The organism is Streptomyces aurantiaciflavus (assembly GCF_049808595.1).
Lineage (GTDB): Bacteria > Actinomycetota > Actinomycetes > Streptomycetales > Streptomycetaceae > Streptomyces.
This window is the reverse complement of the sequence record NZ_JBNCAQ010000032.1, coordinates 18,864-42,184: the sequence shown is the minus strand read 5'-3', so window position 1 is coordinate 42,184 and position 23,321 is coordinate 18,864. Positions and strand designations below refer to the sequence as shown.

The window sequence follows — 23,321 nt, the reverse complement described above, 5'->3', positions numbered from 1 at the left end:
GCCCGCGGCTGGATAGGGTGGACCTGTTGAGACGCGTGTCCCGAAGAGCGGGACCGGACTGACCCAGGAGCGGCTTATGAGCGCTGTGACCCCCGCTGGAGGCGACACCGCGGCGGGCCGTTCCTGGCCCGAGGTGCTGAACGCCCTGCTGTACGGCCGCGACCAGAGCGCCGACGCGACGGCCTGGGCGATGGACCGGATCATGCGGGGCGAGGCCACCGACGCGCAGATCGCCGCGTTCGTGGTGGCCCTGCGCGCCAAGGGCGAGACCGTCGAGGAGATCAACGGGCTCGTGCGCGCGATGTACGAGCACGCGAACGTCATCGAGGTGTCGGGCCGTACGGTCGACATCGTCGGCACGGGCGGCGACGGCGCGAAGACGGTGAACATCTCCACGATGTCGGCGCTGGTGGTGGCCGGCACGGGCGCGAAGGTCGTCAAGCACGGCAACCGCGCGGCCTCGTCGGCGTCGGGCTCCTCGGACGTCCTGGAGAGGCTGGGCGTCAACCTGGACCTCACCCCCCAGCGGGTGGCCGAGGTCGCCGAGGAGGCCGGGATCACCTTCTGCTTCGCCGTCAAGTTCCACCCGGCGCTGCGTCACGCGGGCGCCGCCCGCGGCCAGTTGGGCATCCGGACGGTGTTCAACGCCCTCGGCCCGCTGACCAACCCGGCGAAGGTGCGCGCCCAGGCCGTCGGGGTCGCCGACCCGCGCATGGCACCGATCATCGCGGGCGTCTTCGCCGAACGCGGCAACTCCTCCCTGGTGTTCCGCGGCGACGACGGCCTCGACGAGCTGACGACGACGTCCACCTCCCGCGTCTGGACCGTCCGCGACGGCAAGGTCACCGAGGAGGCCTTCGACCCGCGGGACGTCGGCATCGAGCTCGTGCCGGTGGAGGCCCTGCGCGGTGGCGACCCGTCGTACAACGCCGAGGTCGCCCGCCGCCTCCTCGACGGCGAGACGGGCCCCGTACGGGACGCGGTCCTGCTGAACTCGGCGGCCGCGCTGGTCGCCCTGGACCCGACGGACGCACCGCTCACCGAGCAGCTGCGGGCCGGGATGGCGAAGGCCGCGGAGTCCATCGACTCCGGCGCGGCCAAGCGGGCGCTGGAGCGCTGGGTGACGGCCAGCAACGCGTAGGGCATCCGAGGTGCGGTCCCGCGATCCGGACACGAGTTGCGGGACCGCGATCACTTCACGTACGTTCCTGTTCAGGTCATGAGTGACAGTCATGAGGCCCCGGCCGACTGTCCGGCAACCCTCCGTCCGTGGCGGGGTGCCCCGGGTGAAGACCAGGTCGTGGGCAGCGAGGTCCACGGCAAGCGCGGACCCCTCGTACCACCAGGGGTCCTGGTCGTCGAGGAGCCTTCCGTGAGCAAGCGAATGCGCTAGGGCCTGTTGCGAAAGTGGCGTCGTCGCCCGAAGGGCGGCCGCGCGCCCGCCGCGGAGCGGCTGATGTCGCCGTCGGTGCGTGCTCTCGGCGTGCCGCTCGGAAGCCCTCGTACTGGGCGTACTCGGGCTTTCGGGCGGTGCGGCGAGTGGGGGCACCTCCCACGCCCTTCAGGCAGTGGGGGAGCGTGCCGGGCGTCGCGCGGCAGGCGCCACTTTCGCAACAGGCCCTAGGGCCGACAGCCCCCCGAAGGGGGGCCGCAGAGCCCCGCCTCCGCATCCCCTTTCACCTTTTCTCCCACGCTGAGCCGTGCCCGCGGTGTCTGCGCGTACGTGTGCTCGCGTGGTGAATCCGCCTGCCTTTCACGGGAGTTCACCATGTCCGTCTCCACCGCTGCCGCCACCCGCGCCATTTGTGCACCGCTGCCTGTTCTGGGCGGTAATGTCACCGTCCCGCTCGTCACGGGCGGCGAAGTCACCTACGCGGCGCTCGACTACGCGGCGAGCGCCCCCGCCCTCCAGCGCGTCTGGGACGACGTGGCGGCCTACGCCCCGTACTACGGCAGCGTCCACCGCGGTGCCGGCTACCTCTCCCAGCTCTCCACGGACCTCTTCGAGAACGCCCGCAGGACAGTCGCGGAGTTCCTCGACTGCCGAGCCGACGACCAGCTGGTCTTCACCCGCTCCACCACCGACTCCCTCAACCTCCTCGCCGCCGCGCTCCCCGCCGACTGCCAGGTCTTCGTCTTCGAGACCGAGCACCACGCCTCGCTGCTGCCCTGGAAGGACGCCCGGGTCACCTACCTCGACGCCCCCCGCACCCCGCGCCAGGCCGTCGAGACCCTGGAGCGCGCCCTCGCCGACCGCACCGCATCCGTTCAAGAGGGGTACGGTCCCGCCCTGGTCTGCGTCACCGGCGCCTCGAACGTCACCGGCGAGCTGTGGCCGGTGCGGGAGCTCGCCGCGGCGGCCCACGCCCACGGCGCCCGGATCGTCCTGGACGCCGCCCAGCTGGCCCCGCACCACCCCGTGAGCGTGCGCGACCTCGACGTCGACTGGGTCGCCTTCTCCGGCCACAAGCTGTACGCCCCGTTCGGCTCCGGTGTCCTGGCCGGCCGTGCCGACTGGCTGCGCGAGGCCGAGCCGTACCTGGCCGGCGGTGGCGCCAGCCGCAAGGTCACCCGGCGCGCGGACGGGGGAGTGGACGTGGAGTGGCACGAGAGCGCCGCCCGGCACGAGGCGGGCTCCCCGAACGTCATCGGCGCCTACTCCATCGCCGCCGCCTGCAAGGCGCTGACCGAGGCGGGCTTCGACACGCTCGTCGCCCGCGAGCAGTACCTGGTCGAGAAGGTGCGGGAAGGCCTCGCCGAGGTCCCCGAGGTGCGCGTCCTGTCCCTCTTCGGCGACGACGCCCCGCGCGTGGGCGTGATCTCCTTCGTCGTCGAGGGCTGGAACAGCTCCCACTTCGCCGCCGCCCTCTCCGCCGAGTACGGCATCGGCGTCCGCGACGGCCTCTTCTGCGCCCACCCCCTGGTCCGCACCCTCCTCGGCAGCGACCCGCAGACCCAGGGCGAGTGCGGCGCCCCCGAGGCGGCCCCCGGCGAGAAGTCCCTCAACGCGATCCGCGTGAGCTTCGGCGCGGGAACGCCGGACGAGCACGTCGAGCGTTTCGTGGGCGCCGTGAAGGAGCTGGTCCGGGACGGCGCCAGGTGGCAGTACCGCACGGAGGACGGCCGCTGCGTCCCGGCGGTGTGAGGCGCTCTTCTCCGGAGGCGGTGTTCAGACGGTGTTCAGACGGTCAGGAGTCCAGGCCGATCGCGAACGCCGCCTCCAGGTCGTGCTGCGAGTACGTACGGAAAGCGACGTGCGTGTCCGTCGCCTCCACGCCCGGAATCTTGCTGATCCGGCCGGGAATGACCTCCGCCAGCTCCTCGTGCTGCCGCACCCGCACCATGGCGATCAGGTCGTACGTCCCGGTCACGGAGAACACCTCGCTGACGGAGTCCAGCGCTGCGATCGACTCCGCGATCTCGGGAATCCGGTCCACGCTGGTCTTGATGAGGACGATCGCGGTGATCACGGCTGGTTCTCTCCCTCGGGGGCCGGAGCTGGGGCGGCCTTCACTTTAGGGCCTGTCCGGCGGATCATGCCGCGGACGCGGGGCTTGGCACGCCCATCTGCGGCGTTGTCGTCGGTTGCCGACTCCCCCACGCTCGGCTTCGCTCGCGCGGGAGGGGCCCCCATCGCGTCGACGCCCTCCTCCGCCTTGCAGCTGGACGCACCAAGCCCCGCTCACCCGCACCGATGAGTCACCGCCGGTTTCCTGCGACTTGATCCGCCGGACAGGCCCTCGTCGGACGGTCGAAGCGGGCCCACGCGTAGCCGAAGCCCAGGCCGAAGCCCAGCACGTGGGCCAGGTACGCCACGCCGGGCCCCTGCCCGGCCCGCCCCGCGGCCAGCCACTGCAGGGTCGCCCAGAAGGGCAGTACCACCCAGGCCGGGAAGCGCAGCGGCAGGAAGAAGAGGAACGGCAGGAGACTGGTCACGCGGGCCCGGGGGAACAGGTACAGGAACGCGCCGAGGACCGCCGAGATCGCCCCGGAGGCGCCGACCAGCGACTGCTCGGAGTCGGCGTTGGCGGCGGCGTAGCCCAGCAGGGCCAGGTAACCGCAGCCGAGGTAGAAGAGCGTGAACTGGACTCGGCCCATCCGGTGCTCGGTCATCGCCCCGAAGACGTAGAGGAAGAGCATGTTGCCCAGCAGGTGCACCCAGCTGCCGTGGATGAACAGGGCCGTCGCGGGGGTGAGGGCGGAGGGCGCAGAGCCCTCGAACAGGTCGGCCGGGATCACGCCCCACCGCCGGAAATAGGCCCGCTGCGCGGCCGGCAGCTCCTCGCCGGTGCCGTACGCCGGACTGAGGCCCGAGGCGGGGCCGATCACGAAGATCAGGCAGCACAGGGCGATCAGTCCGTAGGTCACCGGCGCCGAAGGGCGCCGGAGCGCTCGGCTCACGGCCCTGTTCACGGTCCCGTTCCAGTCCCTGATCATGGACACAGAGCATGACGTAACGGGACACACTCTCCCCGCCCGCCTCGCCGCCGTGGACGGGCGGGCGGCGAGTACCCGCCAGGCCGTAGGGTTACGAGCCACACACGGCGGGGAGCCTTGGGCGCGACCCGACGCTTGAAGACCGACACTAGAAGGAAGCGGACAGTCACGATGACGGTTCCCCTGCCGACCGCCACGACGCGGTGGCGCTGCACGCTCTGCGGCAACCTCACCCGGTTCGACGTGACGCGCTCGTCGAAGGTCGTCGAGTACGTGCACCTCGATCTCGCCGGTGAGCCGACGGTCGAGGAGCGTGAGGTGGTCAGTGAGACCATCGAGTCGGTGCGGTGCCGTTGGTGCAACGCCGTGGATCAGGTGGAACTCGTGGACAGGCCGGGCGCCGGCTCCTGAGGGGAGCGGGCCCCGCACAGCTAGTGGGGTGTGACGGATGGTGGAGAGCGCAGGCGGGGGGCCGGGCGACGGCGCCGCTGAGGTGCTCGACCGTCCGCTGCCCGACGGTGTGCGCCGCCGGGTCGTCCAGATCGTCTCGGACGGCTTCGGCGGTCTGACCGTCGGCGAACTGCCCGCCCAGTTGCGACAGTACGCCCGGTTCGCCCCGAATCGGCGGGCCAAGTTCGCGGGGAACGCGATGGCGGCCGCGCTGGAGACCGATCCGTTGTTCCGGCAGCGCATCGGGGAGAAGTTCAGAGAGGCTCAGCCGGAACTGGCCGGCGCCCTCGACTCCGGCTCGCCGCCCCCGGCCGCGGATCCGCTCGATGTGGCGGCCGCGGCCTACGTACTGCGGCCCACCGGCTGGGTCAAGCTGGTGACCGCCGCCGGCGAGGAGGCGCAGCGGGCGGACGCCGAGCGCGCCGACGAGGAGAGCCGGGCGGAGCTGGAGCGGCTGCGCGAGCAGCTCGCCCAGGCGCGGGAGCAGACCCGCGCCGAGAACGAACGGCTGCGCACCGAGCTGGAGGCGGCGAGGAAGGAGGCGGACTCGCTGCACCGCAAGCTGCGTTCGGCCCTCAGTGACGTCAAGCGCGGCGAGGCGGCCCTGCGCAAGGTGCAGGCCGAGATCGAGGCCGTACGGGCCGAGGGGCAGGCGCAGGTGTCCGCGGCCGAGAGCGATGCCCGGCGGCTCAAGGCGCGGCTCGGGGAGGCGGAGGCCGCCCTGGAGGCGACCCGGCGGGCGGCCCGCGAGGGGCGCAGCGTCGAGGACATGCGGGTGCGGCTGCTGCTCGACACCGTGCTGGACGCGGCCCAAGGGCTGCGCCGCGAACTGGCGTTGCCGCCCGTGTCGGTCCGCCCGGCGGAGACCGTGGACGCGGTCGAACCGGGACGAATGACCCCGAAGGACATCGCGGCCCGGGCGTTGTCCGAGGACGATCCCGCGATCCTGGACCAGTTGCTCGCGCTGCCGCAGGCGCATCTCGTCGTCGACGGCTACAACGTCACCAAGACCGGCTATCCGCAGATGCCGCTCGAGAAGCAGCGGCTGCGGCTGCTGGGGCAGCTCTCGCAACTCGCCGCGCAGACCGGCGCCGAGGTCACCTGTGTCTTCGACGGGGCCGAACTGGCCGCGCCGGTCCTGCTCGCGCCGCCGCGCGGGGTGCGGGTGCTGTTCTCCAAGCCGGGGGTCACCGCCGACGAGCTGATCCGCCAGCTGGTGCGCGCCGAGCCGCCCGGCCGGCCGGTCATCGTCGCCTCGACCGACCGTGAGGTGGCCGACGGGGTCGCACGGGCCGGGGCGCGACCCGTGGCTTCTGCGGTACTTCTCAAGCGGCTGACCTGAACGTCAACGTACAGGTCCAATGCCCGAATTGGCGTAAGTGTCACGCAACGTAGCGTCAACTTGGCATTACTGCTGGTGTGATAGTCGTAAAGAATGCATTGCGTCACAGACTTTTTTGGTGCGAGGATTTGAACTGATCACAGGATGGTCACTAGGGTCTGCCATCATCGAATCTCCGCACGAGTGATCACTCACAAGAAGGAGCTCGTCGTCCGTGGCGTCCCACCGTCGTCCCAAGCAGCCGAGCCGGGCACGCGTGACCGTGCTCACCACCGCCGCTGCCGCCGCTGTCGCCCTGAGTTCGCAGGCCGCCAACGCCGCGCCGAGCGAGAAGCCGAGCAAGGACGAGGTCAAGACCAAGGTCGACGAGCTCTACGAGCAGGCGGAGCAGGCCACCGAGAAGCTCAACGGGGCCAAGGAGAAGCAGGAGAAGCTCCAGAAGGAGATCTCCACCATCCAGGACAACGTCGCCCGCGGCCAGGAAGAGCTCAACGAGCTGCGCGACAGCATCGGTCTCGCGGCCGCCGCCCAGTACCGCACGGGCAGCATCGACTCCTCCCTCCAGCTCTTCCTGTCCTCGAACCCGGACGACTACCTGGACAAGGCGTCCACCGCCGACCAGCTCAGCGCCCAGCAGGTCGAGGCCCTGAAGAAGATCCAGGAGAAGCAGCGCCAGCTCGCCCAGGACCGCGCCGAGGCCTCCGACAAGCTCAAGGACCTCACGTTCACCCGCACCGAGCTGGCCAAGCAGAAGAAGGCGGTCCAGGGCAAGCTCGCCGAGGCGCAGAAGCTCCTCAACACGCTGACGGCCAAGGAGAAGGCCGCCCTGGCCGCCGCCGACGCCCGTGCCAGCCGCGACGCCGGCGAGCGCGTCGACCTCGGCAACACCGGCCCCGCCTCCGGCCGCGCCCTCGCCGCCTTCCAGGCCGCCCAGAGCAAGATCGGCTCGCCCTACGTCTGGGCCGCCTCCGGCCCGAACTCCTTCGACTGCTCGGGCCTGACCTCCTGGGCCTACGCCCAGGCCGGCGTCAAGATCCCGCGCATGTCCCAGGACCAGGCCAACGCCGGTACGCGCATCTACTCCCAGTCCGACCTCAAGGTCGGCGACCTGGTCATCTTCTACGGCGACCTGCACCACGTCGGCTTCTACGCGGGCAACGGCCAGATCCTGCACGCCCCGCGCACCGGCACGGTCGTGCGCTACGAGTCGATCAACAACATGCCGTTCCAGTTCGGCGTCCGGATCTGACCTCCCCGCGAGGTTCTCCCGCCCCACGCGAGCACGTTTCAAGATCAGGAACCTCGCGCCCGAACGGGCGAATCACAACCACGAGATGTGACCCCACGCCCCGCCGATGACCTGCGTCAGAGGCGGGGCGTCACTGTGCGTGAGCTCGGAGATCCTTTGGCCGGTCCCCGGTCCCGGGGCTACTGTCTGCCGCGTTTCCCCGGCTCCCGTGCCGAGGGGACTGCCTCTGTCCGCCAGTGGAAGGAGCGCGGCTTCCCGTGAGGTCCCATCGCCGCCTTGCACCGTCCGTGTCCGACCGGGGCGCCCTGTGCGTCCTGTCCGCCGCGGCCGCCGCCCTCGGCGCCCTGGCCACCGCCGTACCGGCCCCGGCCGCGCCGCACGACGACACCGGGGCCGAGGTGGGCCGTCTGTACGAGGAGGCCGAGAAGGCCACCGAGGCCTTCAACCAGGCAGGTGAGCGGGTCGGCACGCTGCGCCGGCAGGTCGGTGACTCCCAGGACCGGATCGCCCGCCAGCAGGCGCGCGTCAACGATCTGCGCGGCCGTCTCGGCACCCTGGCCGGCGCCCAGTACCGCTCGGGCGGCCTCGACCCGTCCCTCACACTGCTCTTCTCCGACGACCCGCGCGACTACCTCGACCGGGCCGTCGTCCTCGACCGGATCACCCTCCACCAGGCCGGCGAACTGAATGACCTTCAGGACGCCCTGCGCCAACTCGCCCAGGAGCGCGCCGAGGCCACCCGCAAGCTCGGCGAACTGGAGAGGAGCCGCAGGGCCGTCGCCCGGCACAAGCGGACCGTCGAGCAGAAGCTCGCCAAGGCCCGGCAGCTGCTCAACTCCCTGCCGTTCGCGGAGCGCGCCGCCTACGAGCGGGCCTCCCGCTCCGGCCGCCTCGACATGTCCGGCTTCGGGGACGCCTTCCCCGTCTCGGGCCGCGCGGCCGCCGCCGTGACCGCCGCCCGCTCCGCACTCGGCCGACCCTACGTATGGGGCGGCAACGGCCCCTCCGGCTTCGACTGCTCGGGCCTGATGCAGTGGTCGTACGCCCAGGCAGGCGTCTCCCTGCCGCGCACCTCGCAGGCCCAGGCACACGCCGGCCGGCAGGTCCCGCTCTCCCAGGCCCGTCCCGGAGACCTCGTCACCTACCGCTCCGACGCCAGCCACGTCGGCATGTACGTCGGCAACGGCCAGGTCATCCACGCCCCTTACCCGGGTGCGCCGGTGCGCTACGACCCGGTCGGGATGATGCCGATCTCGGCGGTGACGCGGCCCTGAGGGGCGGCGACGGCAGGTGCCGTTCCGCGTGCTGACGTGGCCCCGCCGGGGACCGCGCGGCGCGCGGGGCGGGTTCCGGTTCGGGCGGGGCACCGTACGATCGGGAGGATGGCTGGGCTGAGGCGGACGCGCGGATCCGGAGCCTTGGGGCTCGTGGTGTTGCTGCTCGTCCTTCTCGTGGGCTGCGGTGGGCGGCCCGCGACGGACAGGGCGACGGCGGACGTGCAGCGGGTGCTCGACCGGCGGGCCGCCGCGGTCCTGGCCCACGATCCGAGCGCCTACGCCGCCACCGGTGACCGCACCGGATACACCCGCGTGCGGGCCGTACCGCTGGCGGCCTGGTCGTACCGGGTCACCGCCGTCGACCGCGAGGGCGACACCGCCACCGCCGACGCCGAGCTGAGCTACCGGATAGCGGGCTACGACAGGGCGCCGGTGACCACGCCCCGCACGCTGGCCCTGAGCCGAGGCGCGGACGGGCAGTGGTCCGTGACCTCCGAGCGCCCCGCGAAGAAGGCCGGGGCACAGCTGTGGGACCAGGGCACGGTGGCCGCCGTCCGGGGCGCGCACAGTCTCGTCCTGGGCGTCGGGCAGAGCGGCACCCGGCTGCGGACCTTCGCGGACCTGGCCGACCGCGCGGTCCCGGCGGTCTCGCAGGCGTGGGGCACCGACTGGGCGCGGCACGTCGTCCTCCTCGTACCGAAGTCGCTGGACGGCATGGCGGCGCTGCTCGGCTCGCCCGCCTCCTCCTACCGGGGGATCGCCGCGGTCACCACGGGCGAGACGGGCGGCGCGGCCAAGACGCCCGCGGACCGGGTCATCGTCAACCCGGACGCGTACGCCGTGCTCGGCCCGGTCGGGCAGCAGGTCGTACTCACCCACGAGACCACCCATGTCGCCACCCGCGCCCACACCAACGCCGCCACCCCGCTGTGGCTGTCCGAGGGGTACGCCGACTGGGTCGGCTACCGCGGCACCGGGCGCACCCCGGCGCAGGCCGCGCCCGAGCTGCAGAACGCCGTCCGTCAGGGGCAGGTCCCGCAGGGGCTGCCCGCCGACGGCGACTTCGGGTTCTCCGGTGACGCCGACCGGCTGGCGCGGGCGTACGAGGACGGCTGGATGGCCTGCCGGATGATCGCGGAGCGGTGGGGCGAGGAGCGGTTGAAGGCGTTCTACCGGGCCGTCGGGGAGCACGGGAAGCGGGACGGGGCGGTCGAGGGCGCGATGCGGAGCGTGCTGGGGACGACGCTTGCGGACTTCACCGCCGCGTGGCGGCAGTACCTGCGCGACCAGCTCGGCTGATCAGCCGGCGCCCTCCAGCCGGGCGACCGCCTCGGTGAGCCACGCCCGCTCCGCCCCACCCGTCGCCCGCGCCACCCGCGGCATGCCCTGCCGGAACAGATCGCCTGCCTCCTCGGCCCGCACGGGCTCGCCCTCCCGCCGCAGCAGGGTGCTCAGCGGTACGGCCGGGCACACCCGTGAACACAGGTTGGATAGGGTCGGCCGCGATGCACAAGACCCTGATCGTGACGAACGACTTCCCGCCCCGCCCGGGCGGCATCCAGGCGTTCCTGCACAACATGGCGCTCCGTCTCGACCCCGAGCGGCTCGTCGTCTACGCGTCCACCTGGAAGCGCGGCCGGGAGGGGATCGAGGCGACGGCCGGCTTCGACGCCGAGCAGCCCTTCACCGTCGTACGGGACCGGACGACGATGCTGCTGCCGACGCCGGGGGCGACCCGGCGGGCCGTGGGGCTGCTGCGGGAACACGGGTGCACCTCGGTGTGGTTCGGGGCGGCGGCTCCGCTCGGGCTGATGGCGCCCGCACTGCGGAAGGCCGGCGCCGAACGCCTGGTGGCCACGACGCACGGCCACGAGGCCGGGTGGGCCCAGTTGCCCGCCGCCCGGCAGTTGCTGGGGCGGATCGGCGAGGCCACGGACACGATCACCTACCTCGGGGAGTACACGCGCTCGCGGATCGCGACCGCGCTGAGCGCCGAGGCGGCCGGGCGGATGGTGCAACTGCCGCCGGGCGTCGACGAGAAGACCTTCCATCCCGGCTCCGGCGGCGACGAGGTCCGCGCACGGCTCGGGCTCACCGACCGGCCGGTGGTGGTGTGCGTCTCGCGGCTCGTACCGCGCAAGGGCCAGGACACACTGATCCGGGCCATGCCCCGGATCCTGGCCGCCGAGCCGGAGACCGTGCTGCTGATCGTCGGCGGCGGACCCTACGAGAAGGACCTGCGGCGACTGGCGCACGAGACGGGCGTCGCGGGCTCCGTCCGCTTCACCGGATCCGTGCCCTGGTCGGACCTGCCCGCCCACTACGGCGCCGGGGACGTCTTCGCCATGCCCTGCCGCACCCGCCGGGGCGGACTCGACGTCGAGGGACTCGGCATCGTCTACCTGGAGGCATCCGCGACCGGACTGCCCGTCGTCGCCGGCGACTCCGGCGGCGCTCCCGACGCCGTGCTCGACGGCGAGACCGGCTGGGTCGTACGGGGCGGCGCCCCCGAGGAGGCCGCCGAGCGGATCGTGGCCCTGCTCGGGGACGCGGAACTGCGCCGCAGGATGGGGGAGCGGGGCAGGCAGTGGGTGGAGGAGAAGTGGCGGTGGGACCTGTTGGCGCAGGGGCTCGAGAAACTGCTGTGAAGGGCCGTTTCAAAGGTCCGGGCAAACCCCGTCCCGTGCACTAGTGCCGCGACAGGCAACGTTCGCCCCGTCGCGACGCCCGGCACGCCCTCTCGCCGCACCGGCCGAAAGCCCAAGTACATCCAGTACGAGGGCTTCCGGCCGGCACACCGAGAGCACGCACCGGACCCCGCTCCTCAACGGGCAAACGTTGCCTGCCGCGGCACTAGGCGGAGCGGCAAAATCCGCACATGCTGCGCACATGACAGCAAAACTGATGCAGCATCAGCTGACAAGACGTCAGATCCTCGGTATGGCCGCCCTCCAGACGGCGGCCACCCTCGGCTTCACCCGTGTCGGTCTCGGCTCCGCCCGTGCCGCCGAGCCCGCCGCGGTCGACTCCGCCCCCGCGATCGTCGTCGGCTCCGGCTACGGCGCCGCCGTGGCCGCCCTCCGCCTCGGCCAGGCCGGCATCCGCACCCTGGTCCTGGAGATGGGCCGGCTGTGGAACACCCCCGGAGCCGACGGCAAGATCTTCTGCAACACCGCCAACCCCGACCAGCGCTCCATGTGGTTCCGCACCCGCACCGAGGCGCCCCTGGCCACCTTCCTGTGGCTGGACGTCGTCAACAAGGACATCAGCCCGTACCCCGGCGTCCTGGACCGCGTCCACTTCGGCGACATGTCGGTCTTCCTGGGCCGTGGCGTCGGCGGAGGTTCCCTGGTCAACGGCGGGATGGCGGTCACCCCGCTCCAGTCCTACTTCGCCGAGCAGTTCCCGGCCGTCGACGTCACCGAGATGTACTCCACGTACTTCCCGCGCGCCCGCGCCATGCTCGGCGTCAACACGATCGACCCCGCCTGGTTCGAGTCGACCGAGTGGTACCGGTTCAGCCGGGTCTCCCGGAAGCACGCGGCGAACGCCGGCCTGAAGACCACCTTCGTGCCCAACGTCTACGACTTCGGCCACATGCAGCGCGAGGCCGCCGGGACCGCCACCAGGTCGGCCCTGGGGCAGGAGGTCATCTACGGCAACAACCACGGCAAACGCAGCCTCGACAAGACGTACCTGGCCTCCGCCCTCGGCACCGGGAACGTCACCGTCCACACCCTGGAGAAGGTGACGTCGGTCAGCCGGGCGGGCGACGGCACCTGGGTGCTGACCGCCGACCGCATCGACGACACCGGCGCGGTCGTCGAGACCAAGCAGTACGGCTGCACCTACCTCTTCCTCGGCGCCGGCAGCGTCGGGACCAGCGAACTCCTGGTCAGGGCAAGGGAAACGGGCACGCTGCCGGCGCTGGACGCGAGCGTCGGGACCGGCTGGGGGCCCAACGGCAACGTGATGCTCGGGCGGGCCAACCACCTGTGGGACACCGTCGGCGCCAACCAGTCGACCATGCCGGTGATGGGCATCGACGACTGGTCCAACGCCTCGAACCCCGTCTTCGCCGAGATCGCCCCGCTGCCGACGGGCCTGGAGCACTGGGTCAGCCTCTATCTGGCGATCACCAAGAACCCGCAGCGGGCGTCCTTCACGTACGACAGCGCCACGGGCGGTGTGAAGCTCGGCTGGACGGCGGCGCAGAGTGCCGTCTCCGTCGCCATGGCGAAGAAGCTGTTCGACCGGATCAACTCGGCCAACTCGACGATCTACCGGTACGACCTGTTCGGCTCGTCCAACAAGGTCTTCGCCGACGACTTCACCTACCACCCGCTCGGCGGCTGCGTGCTGGGAAAGGCGACCGACAACCACGGCCGGGTGAAGGGGTATTCCAGGCTGTACGTCACCGACGGCTCGCTGGTGCCCGGCAACATCGGGGTGAACCCCTTCGTCACCATCACCGCGCTCGCCGAACGCACGATGGCGCGGGTCCTCGCCGAGGACACCGCGCCATGAGCCGACTCGGGTACTACTTCGCGTAGATCGCCTCGATCTCCGCCGCGTAGTCCTTCGCCACCACGTTGCGCTTGAGCTTCAGCGACGGGGTGAGATGGCCCGAGTCCTCCGTGAACTGGGAGGAGAGAATGCGGAACTTCCGCACCGATTCCGCCTTCGACACCGCGGCGTTGCCGTCGTCGATCGCCGACTGGATCGCGGCCAGCAGGTCCGCGTCCTCGCGCAGCGACGCCGCGGTGGAGCCCGCCGGCTTGCCGTGCTCGGCGGCCCAACGGCCCAGGAACTCCTCGTCGATGGTGACCAGCGCGCCCACGAACGGCCGCCCGTCGCCCACCACCATGCACTCCGCGACCAGCGCGTGCGCCCGGATGCGGTCCTCGATCACGGCCGGGGCGACGTTCTTGCCGCCCGCGGTGACGATGATCTCCTTCTTGCGGCCGGTGATCCTGAGGTAGCCGTCCTCGTCGAGGGTGCCGATGTCACCGGTGTGGAACCAGCCGTCGGCCAGCGCCTCCGCGGTCGCGCCGGGGTTGTTCCAGTACTCCTTGAACAGGTGCTCGCCGTGCAGCAGCACCTCCCCGTCGTCCGCGATCCTGACGACCGAGCCCGGCAGCGGCTGACCGACCGTGCCGATCTTCTGCCGGTCCCAGGGGTTGAACGCGGTGGCGGCACAGGACTCCGTCAGGCCGTAACCCTCCAGGACGGTGAAGCCGATGCCGCGGAAGAAGTGGCCCAGGCGCTCGCCCAGCGGGGCGCCGCCGGAGATCGCGTACTCGCCCCGGCCGCCGAGGACCGCGCGGAGCTTGCTGTAGACCAGCCGGTCGAAGACCTTGTGCTTGATCTTCAGCCCGATCGACGGGCCCGACGGGGTGTCCAGCGCCTTGCTGTACGCGATCGCGGTGTCCGCCGCCTTGTCGAAGATCGCGCCCTTGCCGTCCGCCTGCGCCTTGGCGCGCGCCGAGTTGTAGACCTTCTCGAAGACGCGCGGCACGCCCAGGATCAGCGTGGGCCGGAAGGCCGCCAGCTCGTCGGTGAGGTTCTTGATGTCCGGGACGGTGCCCAGCTTGATCGGCGCCATCATCGGGGCGATCTGCACCAGGCGGCCGAAGACGTGCGCGAGGGGGAGGAACAGCAGGACGCTGCACTCGCCGGTGCGGAAGAGCGGACGGAGCCGCTCGACGACGTTCCCGCACTCGGCGAAGAAGCTGCGGTGGGTGAGGACACAGCCCTTGGGGCGCCCGGTGGTGCCGCTCGTGTACACGATCGTCGCCGGGTCGTCGGCCTTGGCCAGCGAGCCGCGCTCCTCGACGGCCTGGTCGGAGACGTCCTGGCCGAGCCGCCCGAGCTCCTCCACGCCCCCGGCCTCGATCTGCCAGACGTGCTTGAGGGCGGGCAGCGTGTCACGCACCGACTCGACGGCGGCGGTGTGGTTGTCCAGCTCCACGATGACGGCGGTCGCGCCCGAGTCGGAGAGGATCCACTGCACCTGCTCCGGCGAGCTGGTCTCGTACACCGGCACGGTGACCCCGCCCGCGCACCAGATCGCGAAGTCGAGCAGCGTCCACTCGTAGCGGGTGCGCGACATCAGGCCGACCCGGTCGCCGGGCTGGACGCCGGAGGCGATGAGGCCCTTGGCCGCGGCGTGCACCTCGGACAGGAAGGCCGTGGCAGTGACGTCCTGCCAGACACCGCCCACCTTGCGGGCGATGACGGCGACGTCAGGGTGCTGCGCGGCGTTTCTGCGGACGATGTCGGTCAGATTGCCGTCCGCAGGGACCTCGTACAAAGCCGGAAGGCTGAACTCGCGCAAGACTGCTGCTCCTCATAGGGCGCCGGCGCCACGACGTTGTGTGATGCGACGGTGCGGTCCCAGGCTCGGGCAGTGCTCCGGGGGTCGCCAGGGGGCCGCGGGCCCGCTGGTTGAAATCCTGAGCACGACTGGACTGCCCGGACGTTACCCGCCGGTATGGCTTCTTCGACAGGGGGTCCCGGCGAGATGTTCGCTGCGTCACACAGATTGGTGTCTTCCTGGCGCACAGTAGTTCATCCACTTACTGACTGGCCAGTAACCGCAGGGGCGGCCGCCACTGTTCACGTATGCCGCACAGGCCTACCCTTGATCGCCATGGCATCCACACCGTCCGGAAACCGCAGGACACGCATCCATGTGGTCAGCGACGTGCACGGCAACGCGCGCGACCTGGCCCGGGCCGGGGAGGGCGCCGACGCCCTGGTCTGTCTGGGCGACCTGGTGCTGTTCCTGGACTACGCCGACCACTCCCGTGGCATCTTCCCCGACCTCTTCGGCGTGGAGAACGCCCACCGGATCGTCGCCCTGCGCACGGCCCGCCGCTTCCAGGAGGCGCGGGAGTTCGGCGCACGGCTGTGGGCGGGCGTCGGCGACGACCGGGCGACGGTGATCGAGCAGGCGGTGCGCAAACAGTACGCCGAGATGTTCGCGGCCTTCCCCACACCGACGTACGCGACCTACGGCAATGTCGACATGCCGCCTCTGTGGCCGGAGTACGCCGGGCCGGGGACGACCGTGCTGGACGGGGAGCGCGTGGAGATCGGGGGGTGGGTCTTCGGCTTCGTCGGCGGCGGCCTGCGCACGCCGATGCGGACCCCGTACGAGATCAGCGACGAGGAGTACGCGGCGAAGATCGAGGCCGTGGGTGAGGTGGACGTGCTGTGCACGCACATCCCGCCCGAGGTGCCGGAACTCGTCTACGACACGGTCGCGCGCCGCTTCGAGAGGGGGAGCCGGGCGCTGCTGGAGGCGATCCGCCGCACCCGCCCCCGGTACTCGCTCTTCGGCCACGTCCATCAGCCGCTGGTACGGCGGATGCGGATCGGCGCCACCGAATGCGTGAACGTGGGGCACTTCGCGGGGTCGGGAAAGCCCTGGGCACTGGAGTGGTGAGCGCTGGTGCGGGGCCGCGGTGTGCCACGGGGTGAAGGCGGCAGGTCGGCCGCGCGGTAGCCTTCACGCTGCACACTCGTGCGCACGCACGCGCACGGTGACCTCTTCTCTACCGGCCCGCATCTGGAGGAGCCACGGCGATGGCGGAACACACCAGCTCGAGCATCACGATCGAGGCGGCACCGGCCGACGTCATGGCGGTCATCGCCGACTTCGCCCGCTACCCGGACTGGACCGGCGAGGTGAAGGAGGCGGAGGTCCTCGCGACCGACGCGGCGGGGCGCGCCGAGCAGGTGCGGCTCGTCATGGACGCCGGGGCGATCAAGGACGACCAGACGCTGGCGTACACCTGGACCGGCGCGAACGAGGTGTCCTGGACGCTGGTGAAGTCCCAGATGCTGCGGTCGCTGGACGGCTCGTACATCCTCAAGCCGGCGGGGGCCGGCTCCACCGAGGTCACCTACCAGCTGACGGTGGACGTCAAGATCCCGATGCTGGGCATGATCAAGCGCAAGGCCGAGAAGGTCATCATCGACCGAGCACTGGACGGCCTGAAGAAGCGGGTCGAGTCGGGGCGGTAGTTCGGCACCCGGCGTCGATGCGGGCCGGCTGGGGGCCGACGCCCCCAGAGCCCCGCTCCGGTCCTGAACGAGCCTCGTCCTCGAACTCCCCCCGCGGCTGCGGGCAGTCCGCCTCCTCCGGTGCCTCAAGGGCCTGGGAGGCACCCTGCCGGCGCCGGGCTGCGCGACCCACCCCCGGCACCAGCCCGCGGTCACCGGCAAACAGGGGTCAACCCCCGCGTCCGTTACCGTTCACCCTCATGCGCACCCTCCTGATCACCGGCCCCGGCGGCAGCGGCCGTACGACCGTCGCCGCGGCCACTGCCCTCGGGGCGGCCCGTGCGGGCGTCAAGACGCTCGTCCTCAGTGCCGACCGCACCGACACCCTGGGCACGGCGCTCGGCGTCAGGACGGGCGCGACCCCCGTACGGGTCACCCCGGCCCTCACCGCCTGGCGCCCCGACACCGCCGCCGGTTTCCGGGACGACCTCGCCGGCTTCCAGGACCGTGCCTCCACCGTCCTCGACCTGCTCGGCGCCTCCCGGCTGGACCCGGAGGAGGTCACCCCGCTCCCCGGCGCGGAGGAACTCACCCTCCTGCGCGCCCTGCGGGACGCCGCCCTCGCCGACGGCGACGATCCACACGAGCTCCTCGTCGTCGACCTGCCCCCCACCCCGCAGGCCCTCGCCCTCCTCGCCCTCCCGGAGGAGCTCCGCCGCTACCTGCGCCGTCTGCTCCCGCCGGAACGGCAGGCCGCCCGTGCCCTGCGGCCGGTGCTGGGGCGCCTCGCTGGCGTCCCCATGCCCGCCGAGTGGCTGTACGAGACGACCGCCCGCTGGGACATGGAGCTGGCCGCCGTCGAGGCCGTCCTCGCCGACCCGCACACCGCCGTTCGCCTCGTCGCCGAACCCGGACCGGCCGGTGACGACGCCCTGCGCGACGCCCGTCTCGGCCTCGCCCTGCGCGGCCTGTCCGTCGAGTCCCTCGTCGCCAACCGCGTCCTGCCGGAGGAGGCGGCCGACGGCGGTCTCCTCTCCGGGCTGGTGACCCAGCAGCGCAAGTCCCTGGTGGAGTGGGGCGAGGCGCGCACCGTCGCCCACCTCGGCCGCGACCCCCGCGGCGAGGACGACCTCACCGCGCTCGCCGTGCCCGGCGTCAACCCGGCCGTTCCCCCCGTCGAGTGGCCCGTGGCCGACCGGCTGGCGGACGACGGCGTGCTCGTGTGGCACATCCCCCTGCCCGGCGCCATACGGGACGACCTCGACCTCATCCGGCGCGGCGACGAGCTCCTCGTCACCGCCGGGCCGTTCCGCCGGATCGTCCCGCTGCCCTCCGCCCTGCGCCGCTGCACCGTCGCCGGCGCCGCCCTGCGCGAGAACGAACTGCGCGTCCGGTTCGCGCCGGATCCCACGCTGTGGCCGCGGACACGGTGAACGACGTTCCGCCGTTCGGGTAACGTCGTAAGGACGAGCCGTAGTCAGGAGTCCGTCATGAGCGAAGAGCTCCCCCCGTCCGACGCGTGGGGGTCCCCCCGCTCGAGCGGGGCCGAGAGTGGGGGAGAGCAGGAGGCTGTCGGCGAGGAGCCGCGCGCGACCGACGCCGACGCCTGGGCCACCGCCTGCGCCGAGGACCTGGAGGCGGAGAAGGCCCGCCGCCGCGCCCAGCACGGACCGCCGCCGGGTTCGGCCGCCGAGGAACTGCGCAAGCTCGTCGACACCGTCGCCGACAAGCTCTCCGGGCTGCAGTCCCCGCTGTTCGGCGCGGTCGCCGGGCCCGCCGCCCAGCAGGTGGTCCGCCAGGTCGTCCAGCAGGCCAGGGCCGCCGTCGAACCGGTCATCGAACGCAACCCCGACGTCTTCGACCACCTGGCCGCCGCGGGCAACGAACTGCTCGCCGCGTACCGCTCCGCCGTCCAGCACCAGGAACAGCGCTGGACGACCCGGGACGACAAGGACCGCGCCGAGCGCGGCGACGGCGACGAGGGCACCGGCCCCGGCCAGCGCATCGACCTGGACTGACGCCCCCTCCCTCACCCCGGCCGCGCTCACGCGCGTCATGTCGCCTTCGGCGGGCCCGCCCACCGGTCGGACGACGGGACCTCGACGGCAGGGCCTCGGGTACGGTTGGCCGTAGCGGGGCTCGACCGAAACTGAGGGATTCATGGGACTCACCATCGGCGTCGACATCGGCGGCACGAAGATCGCGGCCGGCGTGGTCGACGAGGAAGGCAACATCCTCTCGACCTTCAAGGTGCCGACCCCGGGCACGCCCGAGGGCATCGTGGACGCCATCGCCTCGGCGGTGGAGGGTGCGCGCGCCGGGCACGACATCGTGGGTGTGGGCATCGGCGCCGCCGGCTACGTCAACCGTCAGCGCTCGACGGTCTACTTCGCGCCCAACATCGACTGGCGCCAGGAACCGCTGAAGGAGAAGGTCGAGGCGCGCGTCGGCCTCCCGGTCGTCGTGGAGAACGACGCCAACGCAGCGGCCTGGGGCGAGTACAAGTTCGGCGCGGGCAAGGGCCACCGCAACGTCATCTGCATCACGCTCGGCACCGGCCTCGGCGGCGGCATCATCATCGGCAACAAGCTGCGCCGCGGCCACTTCGGCGTGGCCGCCGAGTTCGGCCACATCCGCATGGTGCCGGACGGCCTGCTCTGCGGCTGCGGCTCCCAGGGCTGCTGGGAACAGTACGCCTCCGGCCGCGCCCTCGTCCGATACGCCAAGCAGCGCGCCAACGCCACCCCCGAGCGCGCCGAGGTCCTGCTGGGCTTCGGCAACGGCACCCCCGACGGCATCGAGGGCAAGCACATCTCCATGGCAGCCCGCCAGGGCGACCCGGTCGCCGTCGACTCCTACCGCGAGCTCGCCCGCTGGGTCGGCGCCGGCCTCGCCGACCTCGCCTCCCTCTTCGACCCCTCCGCCTTCATCGTCGGCGGCGGCCTCTCCGACGAGGGCGATCTGGTCCTCGACCCCATCCGCAAGTCGTACAAGCGCTGGCTCGTCGGCGGCAACTGGCGCCCGGTGGCGGATGTGATCGCCGCACAGCTGGGCAACAAGGCCGGCCTGGTCGGCGCGGCGGACCTGGCGAGAGAGCCCGATCCGATCATGTGACGCTCACTTCTCGGGCAGCGGGACTGCACCGGCCCAAGGGGGCGCGGGGCTGTGTGACCATGCGGCTTGGCCGCGTGGGCGCGACAAGCCACAACGAACCGGCAGACGCGCACAGGCCTCGCGCCTCGAGCCATCGGGCGTACATTGATCCGCATGGCGCTGCTCCCTGAGTCCCGCACAGACCCCGACGGTTCAGCCCTCATCCGCGTACTGAGCTACAACATCCGCTCGATGCGCGACGACACCCAAGCGCTGGCAAGGGTGATCACCGCCTGCGCCCCCGACCTGGTCCTCATCCAGGAAGCCCCCCGCTTCTTCCGCTGGCGCAAGAAGCTCGCCCGCCTCGCGGCCGCCTCCGGCCAGGTGATCCTCACCGGCGGCGGCACAGCCGCAGGCCCGGCCGTCCTCTGCTCGCTGCGCGCCACCGTCGAGCGCGCCGAGGACGTGCTGCTGCCCCTCACCCCGGGACACCACCGGCGCGGTTTCGCCACCGCCGTCGTCCGCTTCTCCGGCGCCCGGCTCGGCGTCCTCAGCTGCCACCTCGGCCTGGACGGGGACGAGCGGTACGAGCAGGGCGGGATGCTCCTCGACCGGCTCGCCGCGATGGGCGTGGAGCACGCGGTCGCGGGCGGCGACCTCAACGAGGGGCCCGACGGACGGACCTTCGGCCGTCTGACGGAGACCCTCCAGGACTGCCGGGCGACTGCCCCCTGGGGTGCTGAACACACGTTCCCGGCCACCGCGCCGAACCGCCGTATCGACGGGATCTTCGTGACCAAGGGAGTGGAGGTACTGGGCTGCGGGGTGCCTCCCGCACTCTCGGCTTCGGTCGAGGGGGAGGGACCCCCACGGGGCGAGGACCCCCCTGGTCTGCCCGGGATCACCGAAAGCGACCTGAGGGCGGCCACGGACCACCTTCCGGTCCTCGCCGCCCTCAGAATCCCCGTGGGCCAGGGCCTGTTGCCCTAGGGCAACAGGCCCTAGACGACCGCTCCCCGACCCGGATCGCCGTCGTCCTCGTCGTCCGACCGCATCCGCATCACCAGCGTGGCGAAACCGCCGAGGAAGCCGCCGATGCCGACCGTCGCCAGCCACCAGGTCATCTCCCAGCCGAACACGACCGAGAGCAGGAGCAGGACGGGACCGCCGATCACCCCGAGCCAGGCGAACTTGGCCGTGGTGTCGGCGGCGGGCAGCGGGGGCGGCTCGGGCGGGACGAAGTGGCCCTCGTCGTCCTCGTCGAAGTCCGCCTCGGACGGCTCGGGGGTCGTGTAGTCGCGCGGGCCGACGCCGGGCGCGAAGGAGACGGAGCTGCCGAGCGGCCCCGCCGGCTTCCGCTCGTCGCCGGGCTCCTTCCCCGCGCCCGAGGCCGAACCCGAGCCGGAACCGCTGTCGGAACCGTCCTCGTTGGTCTCCGCCTCCAGCAGCGCCAGGTCCTCGACCGACTTGAACGGCTTGGCGCCCGGCGGATCCGCCGGCTCCTCGCCGTACCCCGCGACGATCGCCGCCCACGCGGCCTCCTCGTCGAAGGGCACGCTCTGCTCCTCCGGCTCACGGTCGCGGCCGCCCTCGCGGCCGTCCGCCTGCTCGCGGTCCTCGCGGTCCTCGCGCTCCTCGCGGTCCTCCCGGTCGGAGTCGTGCTCAGCCACCTGCCGTCGTCCCTTCCTTGCCGACACTGGGTGCGAGCCGGCCGATGAACGCGAGACTCTCCTCGAAAATCCGGTCCGCGTCGTGGTCCAACGTCGCCACGTGATAGCTCTGTTCCAGCTGAATCTCGGTCACGTCCGTCGACGACACCCGGCTGAGGACCCGGGCCGAGTCGGCGGCCGGCACGACATGATCCCGCACGCTGCGCAGAAGCAGCAGCGGCTGGGTGACCTGCGGCAGCTCTCCGTCGACCCGCCGCAGGAAGGTCCGCAGGGAGTGCGCCGCGTGCAGCGGCACCCGGTCGTACCCGGTCTCCAGGACGCCCTCCTTGGCGATGTCGCTCCGGATCCCCTTCGTCGTCCGCACGAGGTGGCGGGCCACCGGAAGGGCGTAGGCGGACAGGCCGTGCACCTTGTTCGCCGGGTTGACGAGCACGACCCCCTCGACGCCCTCGCCGTGCTTCGCGGCGAGCCGCAGCGCCAGGGCGCCGCCCATGGACAGCCCGGCGACGAAGACCTTCGCGCAGCGCTCGCGCAGGACGCGCAGCGCGCGGTCCACCTCCGCGTACCAGTCGGGCCAGCCGGTGAGCGCCATGTCCTCCCAGCGGGTGCCGTGCCCCGGCAGCAGGGGAACGGAGACCGTCAGGCCGTGCCCGGACAGATACCGCGCCCAGGGGCGCAGCGACTGCGGGGAACCGGTGAAACCGTGGCAGAGGAGGACCCCGACCTCCCCGCCGTCATGGCGGTACGGCTCGGCTCCAGGAAGGACCGGCACCTTCGGTCTCCTGTCTTCGTCTGGTCATGGTGGGAGGGACGTGTGGTTCACCGTACGCGACCGCACCGACACCGACCAGGGCCGTCGGAGCCTTGGGCGGCGCTCCGGGATATGGTCTGATCTACAGATACAGGAGGCACTCGGTTGTTGTACGGCGCGATGAAGGTTTCCGTCGGGGGGCCGCTGAAGATGATCTTCAGGCCCTGGGTGGAAGGCCTGGAGAACGTTCCCGCCGAGGGCCCCGCGATCCTGGCGAGCAACCACCTCTCCTTCTCGGACTCGTTCTTCCTGCCCGCGGTCCTGGACCGCAAGGTGACGTTCATCGCGAAGGCCGAGTACTTCACCACGCCCGGCGTGAAGGGCCGGCTCACGGCGGCCTTCTTCAAGGGCGTCGGTCAGCTCCCGGTGGACCGTTCCGGCGCGCGCGGCGCGGGTGAGGCGGCGATCAGGAGCGGGATCGAGGTCCTCGAACGCGGCGAGCTGTTCGGCATCTACCCGGAGGGCACCCGCTCGCCCGACGGCCGCCTCTACCGCGGCAAGCCCGGCGGCCTCGCGCGCGTGGCCCTCGCCACCGGCGCGCCCGTCGTCCCGGTCGCCATGATCGACACCGAGAAGATCCAGCCGCCCGGCAAGGTGATGCCGAAGGTGATGCGGCCCGGCATCCGCATCGGCAAGCCGCTGGACTTCAGTCGCTACCAGGGCATGGACCACGACCGCTTCGTGCTGCGCGCGGTGACCGACGAGGTCATGTACGAGATCATGAAGCTCTCCGGCCAGGAGTACGTCGACATGTACGCGACCGCCGCCAAGCGGCAGATCGCGGAGGCCGCGAAGGCCGAGAAGGAGGCGGGCAAGGCCGCCAGGGAAGCGGAGAAGGCCGCGCAGGCGGCGCTCGCGCAGGCCGAGAAGGACCAGGCGAAGAAGGAGAAGCCCGAGAGACCGGAGTCCTAGACAGGGCAGTCTGGGGCGACAGGCCGGTCCGGGGCCGGTGCCGGGGGCGGGGCCACAAGAGAACGGGGGC

The 23,321-nt window shown here is 71.9% G+C and carries 21 protein-coding genes, 1 pseudogene and 1 riboswitch; of the genes and pseudogenes, 16 read left to right on the top strand and 6 right to left on the bottom strand.

What is annotated here, in order from left to right; genetic code table 11:
• The first annotated feature begins 76 nt into the window (after positions 1-76).
• Positions 77-1,141 carry an anthranilate phosphoribosyltransferase gene (trpD, locus tag ACPT94_RS31595; protein WP_360338695.1) on the top strand — a complete coding sequence of 355 codons (1,065 nt, stop codon included), beginning with the start codon at positions 77-79 and terminating at the stop codon, positions 1,139-1,141.
• A gap of 74 nt (positions 1,142-1,215) precedes the next feature.
• Positions 1,216-1,332: riboswitch (SAM riboswitch) on the top strand.
• Positions 1,333-1,768: 436 nt separating this feature from the next.
• The gene (locus ACPT94_RS31590) at positions 1,769-3,145 is read left to right on the top strand and encodes an aminotransferase class V-fold PLP-dependent enzyme (RefSeq protein ID WP_360338692.1); all 1,377 of its coding nucleotides are present in this window, start codon (positions 1,769-1,771) and stop codon (positions 3,143-3,145) included.
• A gap of 43 nt (positions 3,146-3,188) precedes the next feature.
• On the opposite strand, the gene ACPT94_RS31585 is transcribed toward ACPT94_RS31590, so the two are convergent.
• Complete coding sequence (locus tag ACPT94_RS31585) at positions 3,189-3,470, bottom strand: Lrp/AsnC family transcriptional regulator (protein WP_360338689.1); 282 nt, start codon at positions 3,468-3,470, stop codon at positions 3,189-3,191.
• A 229-nt stretch (positions 3,471-3,699) separates the two neighbouring features.
• A complete protein-coding gene (locus ACPT94_RS31580; RefSeq protein WP_360338686.1) occupies positions 3,700-4,437 on the bottom strand; it encodes a rhomboid family intramembrane serine protease in 738 nt (245 codons plus the stop codon).
• Positions 4,438-4,608: 171 nt separating this feature from the next.
• On the opposite strand from ACPT94_RS31580, the gene ACPT94_RS31575 reads away from it, so the two are divergent.
• The 5 genes from ACPT94_RS31575 to ACPT94_RS31555 all read left to right on the top strand — a co-directional run bounded on the left by ACPT94_RS31575 (position 4,609) and on the right by ACPT94_RS31555 (position 10,054).
• Positions 4,609-4,848 carry a hypothetical protein gene (locus tag ACPT94_RS31575; protein WP_014672226.1) on the top strand — a complete coding sequence of 80 codons (240 nt, stop codon included), beginning with the start codon at positions 4,609-4,611 and terminating at the stop codon, positions 4,846-4,848.
• Between the two features lie 37 nt (positions 4,849-4,885).
• Positions 4,886-6,229 carry an NYN domain-containing protein gene (locus ACPT94_RS31570; protein WP_360338683.1) on the top strand — a complete coding sequence of 448 codons (1,344 nt, stop codon included), beginning with the start codon at positions 4,886-4,888 and terminating at the stop codon, positions 6,227-6,229.
• Between the two features lie 214 nt (positions 6,230-6,443).
• Positions 6,444-7,478, top strand: a complete 1,035-nt coding sequence (locus tag ACPT94_RS31565) for a C40 family peptidase (protein WP_360338680.1) — start codon at positions 6,444-6,446, stop codon at positions 7,476-7,478.
• Positions 7,479-7,735: 257 nt separating this feature from the next.
• Positions 7,736-8,752: a C40 family peptidase gene (locus ACPT94_RS31560; RefSeq protein ID WP_425247388.1), complete on the top strand. Its 1,017-nt coding sequence runs from the start codon at positions 7,736-7,738 to the stop codon at positions 8,750-8,752.
• A 108-nt stretch (positions 8,753-8,860) separates the two neighbouring features.
• Entirely contained in the window at positions 8,861-10,054 is a 1,194-nt protein-coding gene (locus tag ACPT94_RS31555; protein WP_360338674.1) for a hypothetical protein, read from the top strand.
• Here ACPT94_RS31555 and ACPT94_RS31550 read toward each other — a convergent pair.
• Positions 10,055-10,192, bottom strand: a pseudogene (locus tag ACPT94_RS31550) (PadR family transcriptional regulator); the annotation flags it as partial.
• A 68-nt stretch (positions 10,193-10,260) separates the two neighbouring features.
• Here ACPT94_RS31550 and ACPT94_RS31545 point away from each other — a divergent pair.
• Entirely contained in the window at positions 10,261-11,403 is a 1,143-nt protein-coding gene (locus ACPT94_RS31545; RefSeq protein ID WP_360338671.1) for a glycosyltransferase family 4 protein, read from the top strand.
• Positions 11,404-11,659: 256 nt separating this feature from the next.
• Positions 11,660-13,282: a GMC oxidoreductase gene (locus tag ACPT94_RS31540; protein WP_489686599.1), complete on the top strand. Its 1,623-nt coding sequence runs from the start codon at positions 11,660-11,662 to the stop codon at positions 13,280-13,282.
• 13 nt (positions 13,283-13,295) lie between these two features.
• Here the strand turns inward: ACPT94_RS31540 and ACPT94_RS31535 are convergent, their stop codons facing one another.
• The gene (locus tag ACPT94_RS31535) at positions 13,296-15,092 is read right to left on the bottom strand and encodes an AMP-dependent synthetase/ligase (RefSeq protein WP_360351549.1); all 1,797 of its coding nucleotides are present in this window, start codon (positions 15,090-15,092) and stop codon (positions 13,296-13,298) included.
• Between the two features lie 315 nt (positions 15,093-15,407).
• On the opposite strand from ACPT94_RS31535, the gene ACPT94_RS31530 reads away from it, so the two are divergent.
• From ACPT94_RS31530 to ACPT94_RS31505, 6 genes are all read left to right on the top strand, one after another.
• Positions 15,408-16,205 (top strand): metallophosphoesterase family protein, encoded by a 798-nt coding sequence (locus ACPT94_RS31530; RefSeq protein WP_360351546.1) that lies wholly within the window; start codon positions 15,408-15,410, stop codon positions 16,203-16,205.
• 140 nt (positions 16,206-16,345) lie between these two features.
• Complete coding sequence (locus ACPT94_RS31525; RefSeq protein WP_425247387.1) at positions 16,346-16,786, top strand: SRPBCC family protein; 441 nt, start codon at positions 16,346-16,348, stop codon at positions 16,784-16,786.
• Positions 16,787-17,025: 239 nt separating this feature from the next.
• Positions 17,026-18,198, top strand: a complete 1,173-nt coding sequence (locus ACPT94_RS31520) for an ArsA family ATPase (protein WP_425247386.1) — start codon at positions 17,026-17,028, stop codon at positions 18,196-18,198.
• Positions 18,199-18,255: 57 nt separating this feature from the next.
• Entirely contained in the window at positions 18,256-18,783 is a 528-nt protein-coding gene (locus tag ACPT94_RS31515; RefSeq protein ID WP_360351538.1) for a DUF5304 domain-containing protein, read from the top strand.
• Between the two features lie 142 nt (positions 18,784-18,925).
• Entirely contained in the window at positions 18,926-19,879 is a 954-nt protein-coding gene (locus ACPT94_RS31510; RefSeq protein ID WP_360351536.1) for an ROK family glucokinase, read from the top strand.
• A 153-nt stretch (positions 19,880-20,032) separates the two neighbouring features.
• Positions 20,033-20,848, top strand: coding sequence for an endonuclease/exonuclease/phosphatase family protein (locus ACPT94_RS31505; RefSeq protein WP_425247385.1), 816 nt, complete (start codon positions 20,033-20,035; stop codon positions 20,846-20,848).
• Between the two features lie 11 nt (positions 20,849-20,859).
• Here ACPT94_RS31505 and ACPT94_RS31500 read toward each other — a convergent pair whose 3' ends face one another.
• On the bottom strand, positions 20,860-21,528 hold the full coding sequence (locus ACPT94_RS31500; RefSeq protein WP_425247384.1) for a hypothetical protein: 669 nt from the start codon (positions 21,526-21,528) through the stop codon (positions 20,860-20,862).
• The gene (locus tag ACPT94_RS31495) at positions 21,521-22,300 is read right to left on the bottom strand and encodes an alpha/beta hydrolase (RefSeq protein WP_425247383.1); all 780 of its coding nucleotides are present in this window, start codon (positions 22,298-22,300) and stop codon (positions 21,521-21,523) included. The genes ACPT94_RS31500 and ACPT94_RS31495 overlap by 8 nt, the downstream gene beginning before the upstream one ends.
• Before the next feature lie 159 nt (positions 22,301-22,459).
• On the opposite strand from ACPT94_RS31495, the gene ACPT94_RS31490 reads away from it, so the two are divergent.
• Positions 22,460-23,251 carry a lysophospholipid acyltransferase family protein gene (locus tag ACPT94_RS31490; RefSeq protein WP_425247382.1) on the top strand — a complete coding sequence of 264 codons (792 nt, stop codon included), beginning with the start codon at positions 22,460-22,462 and terminating at the stop codon, positions 23,249-23,251.
• Positions 23,252-23,321: the final 70 nt, after the last annotated feature.